Here is a 13,002-nt window from a genome sequence, read left to right as displayed (position 1 = left end):
GGTTTAACTTCCGGTGCCGGCGTTGATTCCGGTTGCGCAGCTGGCGTTACTTGCTCGGATTTAACCTCTTCTGCTGATGCCTCTTGTGGCTGAGTTGCCGCTGGAGCCGCTTCCGAATTAACGGCCGGAGTCGGGGTTGATTCCGGTTGCGCAGCTGGGGTTACTTGCTCTGGTTTAACCTCTTCTGGCGCAGCTTCTTGTGGCTCAGTTGTCGCTGGAGTCGCCGAATTAACGGCTGGAGCCAGCATTGATTCCGGTTGCACAGCTGGTATTACTTGCTCTGGTTTAACCTCTTCTGCTGATGCTTCTTGTGGCTCAGTTGCTGCTGGAGCCGCTTCAGGTTTAACTTCCGGTGCCGGCGTTGATTCCGGTTGCGCAGCTGGCGTTACTTGCTCTGGTTTAACTTCTTCTGCTGCTGCTTCTTGTGGCTCAGTTGCCACTGGAGTCGCTTCCGAATTAACGGCCGGAGTCGGGGTTGATTCCGGTTGCACATCTAAGGTTGCTTGCTCGGATTTAACCTGTTCTGCTGATGCCTCTTGTGACTCGACTACTGGCTCAATTTTAGTTTCTAATTGACTAAGGTATATTGCAACTCTAGCGTAATTATTCGTGTATTCCTCGTCAGTAGTAATATCAATTCCTCGATTATTAATACGAAATTTACGATTTACAATAACAGCAGGAATAGAATTTGGTTTTAATTCTTTTACGGCCTCCGATTGCTGATTCATAAAAACTTTAACTAAAAAACTGTTTTTTGTTTTATCATATGTTTCAGCATTAACACCTAAACTAGCAAACACAGCTTTAATATCATCAGCTCTTTTTATCGAATGTTTTTCTTGGATGGCAGAATAAAGTGCCTCTGAAACTTTATCTTGGATACCTAACACATTAGCTATTGCCCATGCTTGAGCTAAATCCGACGATAATGGCCCAAAATTTATGTGATAGCGTTTAAATACGACACCATCGGGTAACGCTTTAGTTATAGTTTGCGGTCCACGATATTTATTTTCAAAATCAAAACAACTTGAACTATTAAAGGAAAAAAATTCAATAATTTCTTTATCTGGTGATGGCAAGCCCATTAAAGTAAAATATTGCTTACCATCCTCAATCGGCGCTAAGGTAGTAGCATCAGTTGTTAACTGTGTTGTTTCTGATTTAGCTGTTTCCGGAGTTTCTTCAGCAAAACAAGTCACAGCTAACAGTAAGGCGCTCATAGCAATTAGCGTCTTTTTCATATTTGTGATTCTCCTTATTCTTTGATAATTCCACGCGCTTTTAGTAGAGCGGATTTGAAATCTTCTTCATAATCCTTTTTTAATCCTGGAATAATTTCATTTTTATCAGTATCACGCATTTTTAAGTGATAAATTAAAACTTCATCACTAAGATCTTTTATATCACCTTCAAAACCAGATTCTTGACTTAATTTTGTTAAAAATTGTAATAAATTAAGATCAGAATCTTTTTCCCAAGCCGTTTGTAACAATTCTATTAACTCATCAATACGATGACATTTCATAATTAATACCTTCTTTTAATTTTCGACTCACTAGAAGATAATGATATAAAATTATACAGAGTAGATGCTTGTACTCTACTTTTGAAAAAGTAAGGCAAAGTTATTGACTCACTTTTTCAAAAACTCTAAATCACTATAAGAATAGTTTGTTAAATATTGAGGATTATAAAATCTTATAACCATATAAATAATTTTTAGTAATCAATCCTGCAACTTTAAATAACTATAGTATATAGTAATGTTATTTTGTTTTTTCGCAATGTTAAAGAGAAATAATTTATGGAAAAACTATCAATTACAGCAATAGTTTTAGCAGGAGGGCAAAGCTCACGCATGAATGGTAATGATAAAGGATTATTATTATTAAAAGGTAAACCGCTTTATCAACACGTCATCGATTGCATCCAATACCAAGTCAATTCAATTATGATCAATTGTAATCGTCATTTTGAACAATATCAAAAAGCCGGTTACCCGATATTTTCTGATGATTATAAAGGATATTTAGGACCACTATCGGGTATCTACAGTGGATTACAACGTAGCCAAACACAATGGAATTTATTTGTAAGTTGTGATACTCCTTTTTTACCAGATAACTTAATCACACGTTTATCTAAACACATTGATACCAATAAAGCGGTTTATCCCTTTGATGGTAAATATAACCACCCAACGATCCTGCTTATCAATAAAATTGTCACACCACAACTCAAAGCATATTTAGAGCAAGGTGATAGAAAATTGATGATATTTTTGCAACAAATCAATGCCTTGTCTGTTGATTTTAGTGATAAAGTATCTTGTTTTATCAATATTAATACTCCAGAAATACTTAATAAAGCTAAGCAAGAAAAAGCGTAACAGACAACATAGTGACTGGATATTGTAAATCCATAATTTAATGACAAGTAAATTTGCTGTAATGATAATAAAAGGCAAATAAAATAGTAAAGCCATTTGTTAACAAAATATTAAATATCAATAACTCCTTTTAAATATTTAGCTAATGTTTGAATTTCATCTTCTTGTGTTGCCCAAGAAGTACAAAACCGTAAACATGTATACCCTATGCCCATCGCACCTAGATTATCAACACTATAATTACTTAGAATTTTTTTAACTAGATTATTAGGAAAATTAACAAAAAGCTGATTGCTTTGTGGTTTAAAAGCAAATGTTAATCCAGCATTTTCAAAAATAGTTTTCAGTTTTTCAGCCATATTATTACTATGACGGCCTAATTCTAGATAGAGATTATTTTGCATTAATGCATTCATTTGTACAGCAACAATCCAACTTTTCGCTAATATGGCACCTTTTTGCTTCATACTAAAACGAAAATCTTTACTAATAGTGGTATTATTAAAAACAACCACTTCACCCAAGAAAGTTCCTACTTTAGTTCCCCCGATATAAAAAATATCAGTGTATTTTGCTAAATCAGGGAAAGATATATCGTTTTCAGTTGCAGCTAATGCCATAGCTAAACGTGCACCATCTAAGTAAAGATATAAATGTTTTTTTTGACAAAATTGATATATTTCTCGTAGTTCTTGTTTAGTATATATTGTTCCTAGTTCAGTAGTATTCGAAATATAAACTAATTTTGGTTGTACCATATGTTCATCACAATGAAAAATTAACATCTCTTCGATTAATTCTGGAGTTAATTTGCCATCTTCTGTTTTTACGGTTAATACTTTATGTCCGGTAGCTTCAATTGCACCAGTTTCATGAACATTTACATGCCCACTATTTGCTGCAATAATAGCTTGGTAAGGCTTTAAAATATGTGAAATTACCGTCAAGTTAGTAATTGTGCCACCAGGCATAAAATGAATATCTGCATTTGGTGATTGTAATTGTTGTTTTATGCTTTCCTTGGACTTAGTACAATAATCATCTAAACCATAACCTTTTATTTTTTGATTAGTTGTACTAGTAACGGCTTTTAGCAATTCAGGATGAACCGTTTCATTATAATCATTAGTAAAATTATACATACCTATATACCTTTATCTCTTATATTTGATGGATATTATAATATAATTAATTTTATATAATGAGTAACATCTTTTGGTCGCTTTTATAGTGCAATAAATTATGAAAAATAAAGTTCTGGCTGTATGTGGTTATAGTAATAGTGGTAAGACGACCTTACTTAAGGAAATTATCACGCTTCTAAGTAAACAAGGCTATAAAGTAGCTATCTTAAAACATGCACATCATGATATTGATATAGATCTTCCAGGTAAAGATAGTTATGAATTGCGTAAAGCTGGAGCGTCACAAACAATTATCGCCTGTGATAATCGTTATGCAATGGTTTGTGAAACACCAAATCAACCAGCTGATTTAAATGCATTAATTCATAAATTTTCTGATGTTGACTTGATTTTGGTTGAAGGATTTAAAGATGAACCATTACCGAAAATTATCTGCCACCGAAGTACCACCCAAAAACCTCTATTCATTGATGAATTTACTATTGCAGTAGCATGCGATAAAGTATTAGATCTTTCAATACCTCAATTTAATATCAACCAGCCACAGCCAATAATAGAGTTTATAAAAAACTATTTATATAAAGCATAATTTATCGTATCTTTATCGCTTACTTTTTCATTTACTCAACTAATATGAACCCAATATCAAAAAAGACTCTAAAGATAGTTTTAAAAGTAATAATTGGCCTTTTGCTATTGTCGATTTTGTCAATTCTAATAATGCGCTGGGTTAATCCTTTGGGTTCAATGTTAATGTTAGAAAGAAAAATTGTTAACTGGAACATAACTCAACAACAAATATGGAAGGATTGGGATGAGATATCAGATAATATAAAAATTGCAGTTATAGCTTCTGAAGATCAAAACTTTCCGAAACATTGGGGGTTTGACTTCAATGCTATAAGTAAGGCCCTAGAATATAACCAAAATAATAAAAAAATACGTGGTGCAAGCACAATCACTCAGCAGGTAGCTAAAAATATCTTTTTATGGCCATCTCGCAGCTGGATTCGCAAAGGAATTGAAACATGGTTTACTCTTTGGATTGAGCTTATTTGGCCAAAACAACGTACACTTGAAATCTACTTAAACTATGCTGAATGGGGAGAAGGTATTTTTGGAATAGAATCAGCGGCACGTCATTATTTCAATGTTAGTGCAAAACAATTAACACCTTACCAAGCAAGCTTGTTAGCAGCAACTTTACCGAATCCCAGAAAATGGAACCCAGCAACACCTAGTAACTATGTGCAAAAAAAAGCAGCATGGATTCGGATTCAAATGAATAAATTAGGGGGGCAAAGCTATTTAGGAGAACTAGAATAACATCTAAAAATTAAATTAGTGTATAAATGAATTTAGGTACTACTTTACTTGCCGCACCGTATATTTTTGTATGAAACAAACTTTCTCCTAAGCTAGGTTCTAAATTAAGCTCCACAGTTTTAGCGCCTGATTGGTTCGCCACTTGCACAAATCCTGCGGCAGGATAGACATTACCAGAAGTTCCTATTGAAATAAAATAATCTGCCTGTAAAAGTGCATCATAAATTTCATCCATTTGTAATGGAATCTCGCCAAACCAAACAATATGCGGTCGAATTAATTTATTTTGGTTATAATCTATATCACCATAACAATCAATTATTTCTCCTGTTTTTTCATTACGAACCTTTAGTAACTCACCATGCATGTGGATAATATTTTTAGATCCTGCCTTTTCATGCAAGTTATCCACATTCTGTGTTACAATCAATACGTTATCAGATCCTAATTTTTGTTCTAGCTCTGCTAATGCATAATGAGCAGTATTAGGATGAACTTTAGGATCTTGCAATTTATTACGCAACATATTGTAAAATTTATGTACCGCGGTAGGATCTCGTTTATAGCCTTCATAAGTTGCAACATCATCCACATTATACCCTTCCCATAAGCCATTTTGGGCACGAAAAGTTGACAACCCGGATTCAGCTGAAATACCCGCTCCTGTTAGAATTACAATTTTAGGTTCAGTCATAATCAATGTCGCCTTGCTTACATAATTAGAGAATAAAATTGGTACTAAGTAATTTTATATCTTTTTTCTATATAGTAACAAACTTGCACTGCTGAATAATGAAAAAAAGTTATTGGCTATATTCAGTAACAAACATTTGTAAAGCAGGTTTACTTAATTTCTGATATTTACTGTATGCACTAGCCACCTTTAACCGAATACTTGCTTTTGACTCACCTTGTAACCAACCATCAATCATGGCATAAATACTATAAGCTTCTGGTGCCATACGATGAGTAGTCAAAATTAAAGGTGTAATACCTAAACGAGATAATGCGGGAGAAAAATATTTTTGACTTTTGCAGGCAAAAACTGCTGCAAAGCGAGATTTTTGTTTTTCTTGTTGCTGTTTTGATAATGTTTCCCAGCGCCAACTATCTGGTAAATATTTTTTCCAAGACCATTCCATTAATGAATCATGCCCAATATAGATAACCAGATCAGCTTGTCCTCCTGCATTTATCTGTTTTCCATCAAGAATAAATGAGTGTTGTTTTTTCCCTGCTGAATAATCCAAAAAATCATCTACTGTATCATCAATATATTTTCCATTATATGCCTGTGCAACTAGGTATACATCTTGGTTTTGGTGTTTATATATAATTTCTTCTAATATTTTACTGTTACTAGAGTTATTAATTTGAAGGACTTGCCATTCTTTTTGCTTAGAAAAATAAGTTCTAAAACCATAAGCCGCTCCCCAGTAAAGATTACTTTTAGGATCTTGCCCATTACCAATTGCTTTGGGAACAGGAGCGATGGCTTGATATTTGTTGTCACACAAAGCTACAAGTACATGAATTACTTTTGTTTCGGCCAAACATGAAAAAGAAAATAATAATATAATTGGCATAAAAAATAGATAATTGATAGTTCTATTCATCACTGATTTATTCTTCCTCAATATGATATTTTCCAATCACTTATTCCATTATTTTTATAAATAAAATCTAATTTAAGATTAAAGTATAGTTATATACTCAAACTTACGTTTCTATAAGCTTACCTTTAAATTAATAAGCTTCAAAGTTAAAAAGATTTAAAAAATATATAGATAATAACTTATAAAAAAATATTTATTTACTGTCAATATGTTATATTGTTGCAATTAACTAATTTTAGTAAAAATCTATTACCAATAAAAATATTTTATCATTGTGGATATAAATTTTTGGGGAACATTTTTTAAAGGAATAATTCAATGAAAACAATTGGTTTAATTGGTGGAATGAGCTGGGAAAGTACCGTTACTTATTACCAAGTTATTAATCAAGTTATCGCTAAATCATTAGGTGGTTTACATTCTGCAAAAAGCATTTTATACAGTGTCGATTTTCAAGAGATAGAAAGTTGTCAAGCTAATAATGAATGGGATAAAAGTGCATTAATTTTAATTGATGCCGCCAAACGATTAGAGGGAGCGGGTGCTGATTTTATTGTTATTTGTACAAATACCATGCATAAAGTCGCAGATCAAATTCAAAACGCAATTACTATTCCAATCATTCATATTGCCGATGTCACAGCAAAACACTTACTCAATCAAAATATTAACTCTGTTGCTTTATTAGGCACTAAATATACTATGGAACAAGACTTTTACAAAGCTAAACTAGTTGAGAAGGGGCTTGACGTATTAATTCCTGATGAATCAGATAGGAATGTAATTAATAACATTATTTATGATGAACTTTGTCGCGGCATAATCAAACCAGAATCTAAACAAGCCTATCTTACTATTATTGAGAAACTAGCTAAACGAGGCGCTAAAGGTGTTATTTTAGGCTGCACCGAGATCGGATTATTAATCTCACAGCAAGACTGTGCAATTCCTTTTTTCGATACAGCTTTACTACACGCACAAGAAGCTGCAATGCTATCTATAAGTGAATAAAGTTTATCCTTCTTGATTAGGAATATACTCTAATATATCCCCTGGCTGGCAATCTAAATATTCACAGATTGCCTCCAGAGTTGCAAATCTAAATCCCTTTACTTTTCCTTGTTTAAGTAAGGATAGATTTTGTTCTGTAATACCAATAGCCAAAGCCAGATCTTTTGATTTAACTTTACGTTTAGCCAGCATCACATCTAAATTAATAATAATCGGCATGCTTAACTCCTTTTAAATAAATTGTCTATTTTCTTCTGCAATCTGGCATGCTTTTTTTAAAATTTGACCAATAAGCATAATACTAATAGCAGGAAATAACGTCATAATATCTTCGCTAGTAAATGAAAAAGAAATATAACGTTCAGAAGGATCATTATTAAAAGTTAAAATAAAAGTTAATAATGGTTCAGATAAAATACCAAATATTGACCAAATAACTAACATTTTTCCAAAAATATAACAATGACTAGCCGATTTTTCTGAAAAATATTCTGATTGACTATAGTTTAAAAAAAGTAATCTAAGTTGATAAAAAGCATAAGCTAAAATAAGTATTGAGAAGGTGTCTATCAATGTAGACAATGTTGCTTGCCATAAGGATAAACTTTTAGGATCCACCTCATTGATTCCATTAGAAATAAAGAAAGAATATCCACCTGAACCCAGACCAATATTTGTAGTATCAAAAAAATAAAAGAGTAAGGGAGATAGCGCCCCAATTAATGTACTTAAAATAGGAATAATTGTTAATAATGCCATAAATTTGCAATATAGATTCAAACGAGAATATTTTTGGGTTAAATCTGTGTTCATGTTTATTTCCTCTCTTTTTATAAAAACTAAACACAGATTCTCATTAGAGAAAACAAAAAACAACAATTAATTATTGTTTTACGATAACTAATTATCGCAAAACAAATATATTATATTATAGTTATATTTAACTAATACGATATTTTTCTACAATAAATAGTAATAAAAAAGCCCTACTTAATATTAAGTAAGGCTTCATAGATCAATATAATTTAACTAAATCATGCTTCGATAGCAATTCTCAATTTTTTCATAGCATTTTTTTCTAGCTGACGGATTCGTTCAGCTGAAACACTATATTTATCAGCTAAAACCTGTAATGTTGATTTGCTATCATCAGAATCTAACCAACGAGCTTTAATAATATCCTGACTACGTTCATCTAATTGTGATAATGCATCATGTAATTTATCTGTTGCATCTGTTTCCCAATTATCATTTTCAATTGATTTAGAAAAATCAGAATTACTATCTTCCAGGTAAAGTGCTGGTGCAACAATGGTATTATCGTCATCATCACTATCTACATCAAAAGACATATCTTGCGCGGACATACGTGATTCCATTTCTAACACATCTTTACGGCTAACACCTAATTCATCAGCTACCATATCAACTTCCGTGTTATTAAACCAACCTAAGCGATGTTTATTTTTTCTTAGATTAAAAAATAACTTTCTTTGGGCTTTGGTTGTTGCGACTTTGACTATTCTCCAATTTTTTAACACATATTCATGGATTTCCGCTTTTATCCAATGTACGGCAAATGATACTAGGCGCACCCCCATTTCAGGATTAAAACGACGCACCGCTTTCATTAAACCAATATTACCTTCTTGGATTAAATCAGCTTGTGGTAAGCCATAACCAGAGTACCCACGGGCAATATGTGCCACAAATCGCAAATGAGATAATATTAATTGTCGTGCCGCATCTACATCATCATTATGATAAAGTTTTTCCCCTAATGATTTTTCTTCTTCTGCTGTTAACATTGGGTAACTATTAATCATACGAAGATATGATTCAATATTTCCTTGTGGGATTAAAGCAACTGCTTGCATTTTCATTTCAGTACTCATTTAATTCCCCTTTTAAATTAATTTTGTTGCATCTATTTATTGCAACAATTTACAAACTATCTTAAACGATCTTTCTGTTATATTAGACCTTTAAAATGTGATTTAGTTCACAATTTTTATTTATAATTCGTTATTGTAGAACTATTTCGAAATAACGATATTTTAATTATTTTAACTAACTACGCAAACATTTAACCAGTTATATTTAAATATCGCTTAGTAGTAATTAAAGCTGAAAGCCAACCTATAATCATTGAAAATAGGATAATTAATATACATTCATCCCATACTAATCCTTTAATTGTGAATATTGTTCCAAAAACATCTGAAACATTCAATATGATTGCATCTATTTGAAGAATAAATACTTCCGATAGAATCAATGCCAAAATAGCACTAACCAATCCTATAAAAATACCATTATATAAAAACGGACGTAAAATAAATCCTTCCGTGGCTCCTATTAATTGCATGACTACAATTGTCTGTCTTCGTGCAAAAATATTCAAACGGATACTATTACCAATAACCAGAGATACAGCAATTATCATAAATATTGAAATAATCCAAACTATTGATTTAACCATATCGGTTAGAGCAATTAAGCGAGTAAACCAACTATCATCTAATCGAACATCATCCACACCATCAAGTTTAAGAAATTCAATTTGCAATTGATGTAATATAGTAGTTTGTTTGGCTTCATCTTTAGGAATAATAATTGCTACTGCAGGTAGAGGGTTATCATCTAATAAATCTAAAGCATTTCCAAATCCTGACCATGTTATAAACTCTTCTTTGGTTTCATCTCGCGAAAGATAATCAACTTTATCAACTTCAGAATACGTTTTAAATTTAGTAATGAGATCTGTTGTCTGTTCTGGTGTTAATGTTTTACTTATGTAAATGGTTAAATTAGGTGTTGGGTACCATTGCTGAGCAGCTTCATTAGCATTTTTCCATAATAAATAACCGATAGTTGGCAAAGCAATTGAAATAGCAATAACAAAAATTGTTAATAATGAAGCTAGAATATGTTGGTAAAAGTTATTAAATACATTGTGCCAAGCATAACCAATCTGCCTTTTCCAGCGAGCTAAAAAATTATTTTGAATTTTTGATTTACTTGATCTGACAGTAGAGTTTTTCATTAATTTTACTCTTCTAAACGTCCTTGATTTAAATGCAATATTCGATGATGTTTACGACGAATAAGTCCCATATTATGCGTCGCCATTAATACTGTTACCCCAGCTTGGTTAAATTCTTCAAATAACTTTAAAATATCTTTTGATAGTTTATCATCTAAATTACCAGTCGGTTCATCAGCAAGTAATACACTTGGATGATTAACAATAGCTCGAGCAATACCAACCCGTTGTTGCTCACCGCCTGATAGCTGTATAGGATAAAATTTCATTTTATCTATCAATCCCACTTTATCAAGAGATGCTGAAACCCGTCGCCGAATCTCTTCAGAAGATTTACCCAAAATTATTAATGGAATTGCTACATTTTCATAAACAGTATGATCCATCAGTAACTGATGATCTTGAAAAATCATACCAATAGTTCTCCGTAAGAATGGCATTTCTTGTCTTTTAAGGTTTGAAACATTAATACCATTTAACAGAATTTTACCATCATTGGCCTTTTCTAAACCACAAATTAATCGCATTAAGGTACTCTTCCCAGCACCAGAATGCCCGGTTAAGAATGCCATTTCTCCTGATAGTAAAGTAAAACTTATATTTTGCAATGCAGGTTTACCACCAGAATAAACTTTACTTACTCGTTGAAATTGGATCATGATTATTCTCTATTCATCTGTTTCATCAAATAAAGCATCAATAAAATCACTTGCAACAAAAGGCCTTAAATCCTCTATTTTTTCACCCACACCTATATAACGAATAGGAATATGAAATTGATCAGCAATGCTAAAAATTATTCCACCTTTTGCAGTTCCATCTAATTTAGTTAATGCTAATCCTGTCACACCAACAGCTTCATTAAATAATTTAGTTTGGCTAATAGCATTTTGACCAGTACTAGCGTCAATAGTTAACATGATTTCATGCGGAGCTGTTTCATCTTGCTTTTTAATTACTCGCACTATTTTTTTTAACTCATCCATTAAATGAGATTTATTTTGTAAACGTCCAGCGGTATCGGCAATTAAAATATCAACTCTCTTTGCTTTAGCTGCTTGTATAGCATCAAATATAACAGAAGCTGAATCAGCATTAGTATGCTGCGCTATTACCGGAATGTGATTCCGTTCACCCCAAACTTGTAATTGTTCAACCGCCGCTGCACGAAAAGTATCTCCGGCGGCAAGCATTACTGATTTACCTTGTTGCTGAAATTGACGAGCCAATTTACCTATTGTAGTTGTTTTACCAACACCATTAACTCCAACCATTAATATTACAAATGGTTGATGAGTTTCTACATTAAGTGGCTTATCTACATCAGTTAAAATAGTATTCATTTCTTGTTTTAAAAGATCATGTAATGCATCTGCATCTTTTAATTCTTTTCTACTGGCTTGTTGAGTCAACGTTTGGATAATTTTTTGGGTTGTATCAAATCCAACATCAGCAATTAGCAATTGTTCTTCAAGCTCTTCAAATAATGCATCATCAATCTTTTTCCCTCTAAATAAGCTAAGAAAACCAGATCCAATATTTTGCTTGGTTTTAAAAAGACCTTTTTTTAAACGAGTGAAGAATCCTTCTTTTTTTTGTTCAGTCATAAATACCTTATCCGATGATCATATCTATTAATCATTTTATCTTATTTTAATATAAAGCCCAACGCATTCAGTGAGACTGCTTAATATTATTTAAACACTATCGATTAAAGATCATTTATTGTGATAGTTTTCCATTCACCTTGCTGTAAATGGTGATCAAATAAATTATATCTTCCGATTTGAACTCTAATTAAACGTAAACAAGGAAAACCTACAGTAGCACACATCCTTCTTACTTGACGATTTTTTCCTTCGGTTATTGTAAGGCTAATCCATGAAGTGGGAATAGTTTTACGATCTCTGATTGGGGGATTTCTTGGCCATAAATCAAGTGGCTCATCAATTATTTTTACAATCGCTGGTGCTGTATGAAATTCCTTCAACTGAACACCATTAATCAATCTATCCAGTGCCTGTTTATCAATTAGACCTTCTACTTGAGCCCAATAGGTTTTTGGTAACTTAAATTTTGGAGAACTAATTTTAGCCTGTAATTTACCATCATTAGTTAACAATAATAGTCCTTCACTATCGGTATCCAATCTTCCAGCAGGATAAAATTTAGGTAACTCAATAAAATTTTTTAATGTCTGATATTTTTCATGTTCAGAAAATTGGCTAATAACATTAAACGGTTTATTAAATGCAACTAATGAGCTCATCGATTATTTACATAATTTAAAATTAAAAAGCAGAAACAAAAAAGCCCAGCATCACTGCTGGGCTCTCGCTTATTTATTAGTCTGGCGGCACCCTACTCTCACATGGGTAATACCCACACTACCATCGGCACTACGGCGTTTCACTTCTGAGTTCGGCATGGGGTCAGGTGGGACCACCGCGCTATTACCGCCAG

15 protein-coding genes, 1 rRNA gene and 1 pseudogene are annotated in these 13,002 nt (G+C 32.5%); 4 read left to right on the top strand and 13 right to left on the bottom strand.

Annotation, left to right across the window (positions count from 1 at the left end; genetic code table 11):
- On the bottom strand, positions 1-1,247 hold a 1,247-nt coding region (locus A9G12_RS11925; protein ID WP_065566053.1), incomplete at its 3' end, for a DsbA family protein.
- A gap of 14 nt (positions 1,248-1,261) precedes the next feature.
- The gene (locus A9G12_RS11920) at positions 1,262-1,531 is read right to left on the bottom strand and encodes a YihD family protein (RefSeq protein WP_065566052.1); all 270 of its coding nucleotides are present in this window, start codon (positions 1,529-1,531) and stop codon (positions 1,262-1,264) included.
- Positions 1,532-1,810: 279 nt separating this feature from the next.
- On the opposite strand from A9G12_RS11920, the gene mobA reads away from it, so the two are divergent.
- The gene (gene mobA, locus A9G12_RS11915) at positions 1,811-2,395 is read left to right on the top strand and encodes a molybdenum cofactor guanylyltransferase MobA (RefSeq protein ID WP_065566051.1); all 585 of its coding nucleotides are present in this window, start codon (positions 1,811-1,813) and stop codon (positions 2,393-2,395) included.
- Between the two features lie 110 nt (positions 2,396-2,505).
- Here mobA and A9G12_RS11910 read toward each other — a convergent pair whose 3' ends face one another.
- The gene (locus A9G12_RS11910; RefSeq protein WP_065566050.1) at positions 2,506-3,537 is read right to left on the bottom strand and encodes a threonine aldolase family protein; all 1,032 of its coding nucleotides are present in this window, start codon (positions 3,535-3,537) and stop codon (positions 2,506-2,508) included.
- Between the two features lie 100 nt (positions 3,538-3,637).
- Between A9G12_RS11910 and mobB the strand changes: the two genes are divergently transcribed.
- A complete protein-coding gene (gene mobB / locus A9G12_RS11905; protein WP_065566049.1) occupies positions 3,638-4,129 on the top strand; it encodes a molybdopterin-guanine dinucleotide biosynthesis protein B in 492 nt (163 codons plus the stop codon).
- Between the two features lie 44 nt (positions 4,130-4,173).
- On the top strand, positions 4,174-4,866 hold the full coding sequence (gene mtgA, locus A9G12_RS11900; RefSeq protein WP_065566048.1) for a monofunctional biosynthetic peptidoglycan transglycosylase: 693 nt from the start codon (positions 4,174-4,176) through the stop codon (positions 4,864-4,866).
- Between the two features lie 10 nt (positions 4,867-4,876).
- On the opposite strand, the gene cobB is transcribed toward mtgA, so the two are convergent.
- Complete coding sequence (cobB, locus tag A9G12_RS11895) at positions 4,877-5,560, bottom strand: Sir2 family NAD+-dependent deacetylase (protein ID WP_065566047.1); 684 nt, start codon at positions 5,558-5,560, stop codon at positions 4,877-4,879.
- A 109-nt stretch (positions 5,561-5,669) separates the two neighbouring features.
- On the bottom strand, positions 5,670-6,485 hold the full coding sequence (locus A9G12_RS11890) for a hypothetical protein (protein WP_176701767.1): 816 nt from the start codon (positions 6,483-6,485) through the stop codon (positions 5,670-5,672).
- 315 nt (positions 6,486-6,800) lie between these two features.
- Here A9G12_RS11890 and A9G12_RS11885 point away from each other — a divergent pair, with 315 nt between their 5' ends.
- Positions 6,801-7,493, top strand: a complete 693-nt coding sequence (locus A9G12_RS11885) for an aspartate/glutamate racemase family protein (protein WP_065566046.1) — start codon at positions 6,801-6,803, stop codon at positions 7,491-7,493.
- A 3-nt stretch (positions 7,494-7,496) separates the two neighbouring features.
- Here A9G12_RS11885 and A9G12_RS11880 read toward each other — a convergent pair whose 3' ends face one another.
- The 8 genes and pseudogenes from A9G12_RS11880 to rrf all read right to left on the bottom strand — a co-directional run bounded on the left by A9G12_RS11880 (position 7,497) and on the right by rrf (position 13,002).
- The gene (locus A9G12_RS11880; protein ID WP_065566045.1) at positions 7,497-7,712 is read right to left on the bottom strand and encodes a helix-turn-helix domain-containing protein; all 216 of its coding nucleotides are present in this window, start codon (positions 7,710-7,712) and stop codon (positions 7,497-7,499) included.
- 12 nt (positions 7,713-7,724) lie between these two features.
- Entirely contained in the window at positions 7,725-8,306 is a 582-nt protein-coding gene (locus A9G12_RS11875) for a DUF2975 domain-containing protein (RefSeq protein ID WP_065566044.1), read from the bottom strand.
- Between the two features lie 221 nt (positions 8,307-8,527).
- Entirely contained in the window at positions 8,528-9,376 is an 849-nt protein-coding gene (gene rpoH / locus A9G12_RS11870) for an RNA polymerase sigma factor RpoH (RefSeq protein ID WP_065566054.1), read from the bottom strand.
- Between the two features lie 203 nt (positions 9,377-9,579).
- Positions 9,580-10,539, bottom strand: a complete 960-nt coding sequence (gene ftsX, locus A9G12_RS11865) for a permease-like cell division protein FtsX (protein ID WP_065566043.1) — start codon at positions 10,537-10,539, stop codon at positions 9,580-9,582.
- Between the two features lie 5 nt (positions 10,540-10,544).
- Positions 10,545-11,198 (bottom strand): cell division ATP-binding protein FtsE, encoded by a 654-nt coding sequence (gene ftsE, locus A9G12_RS11860; protein ID WP_065566042.1) that lies wholly within the window; start codon positions 11,196-11,198, stop codon positions 10,545-10,547.
- A gap of 9 nt (positions 11,199-11,207) precedes the next feature.
- A pseudogene (gene ftsY / locus A9G12_RS11855) lies at positions 11,208-12,131 on the bottom strand (signal recognition particle-docking protein FtsY); the annotation flags it as partial.
- A 119-nt stretch (positions 12,132-12,250) separates the two neighbouring features.
- Complete coding sequence (locus A9G12_RS11850) at positions 12,251-12,808, bottom strand: pseudouridine synthase (RefSeq protein ID WP_065564747.1); 558 nt, start codon at positions 12,806-12,808, stop codon at positions 12,251-12,253.
- Positions 12,809-12,887: 79 nt separating this feature from the next.
- A 5S ribosomal RNA gene (gene rrf / locus A9G12_RS11845) occupies positions 12,888-13,002 on the bottom strand.

Source organism: Gilliamella sp. wkB112 (assembly GCF_001690685.1).
Classification (GTDB): Bacteria; Pseudomonadota; Gammaproteobacteria; order Enterobacterales; family Orbaceae; genus Gilliamella; species Gilliamella apicola_J.
Note: the sequence above shows the minus strand (reverse complement) of the source record. Positions and strands in the feature narration are given on the sequence as shown.

Coding starts and splice junctions, on each gene's coding strand:
- A9G12_RS11920 (WP_065566052.1), bottom strand. CDS start 1,531: ATGAAATGTCATCGTATTGATGAGTTAATAGAATTGTTACAAACGGCT.
- mobA (WP_065566051.1), top strand. CDS start 1,811: ATGGAAAAACTATCAATTACAGCAATAGTTTTAGCAGGAGGGCAAAGC.
- A9G12_RS11910 (WP_065566050.1), bottom strand. CDS start 3,537: ATGTATAATTTTACTAATGATTATAATGAAACGGTTCATCCTGAATTG.
- mobB (WP_065566049.1), top strand. CDS start 3,638: ATGAAAAATAAAGTTCTGGCTGTATGTGGTTATAGTAATAGTGGTAAG.
- mtgA (WP_065566048.1), top strand. CDS start 4,174: ATGAACCCAATATCAAAAAAGACTCTAAAGATAGTTTTAAAAGTAATA.
- cobB (WP_065566047.1), bottom strand. CDS start 5,560: ATGACTGAACCTAAAATTGTAATTCTAACAGGAGCGGGTATTTCAGCT.
- A9G12_RS11885 (WP_065566046.1), top strand. CDS start 6,801: ATGAAAACAATTGGTTTAATTGGTGGAATGAGCTGGGAAAGTACCGTT.
- A9G12_RS11880 (WP_065566045.1), bottom strand. CDS start 7,712: ATGCCGATTATTATTAATTTAGATGTGATGCTGGCTAAACGTAAAGTT.
- A9G12_RS11875 (WP_065566044.1), bottom strand. CDS start 8,306: ATGAACACAGATTTAACCCAAAAATATTCTCGTTTGAATCTATATTGC.
- rpoH (WP_065566054.1), bottom strand. CDS start 9,376: ATGAAAATGCAAGCAGTTGCTTTAATCCCACAAGGAAATATTGAATCA.
- ftsX (WP_065566043.1), bottom strand. CDS start 10,539: ATGAAAAACTCTACTGTCAGATCAAGTAAATCAAAAATTCAAAATAAT.
- ftsE (WP_065566042.1), bottom strand. CDS start 11,198: ATGATCCAATTTCAACGAGTAAGTAAAGTTTATTCTGGTGGTAAACCT.
- A9G12_RS11850 (WP_065564747.1), bottom strand. CDS start 12,808: ATGAGCTCATTAGTTGCATTTAATAAACCGTTTAATGTTATTAGCCAA.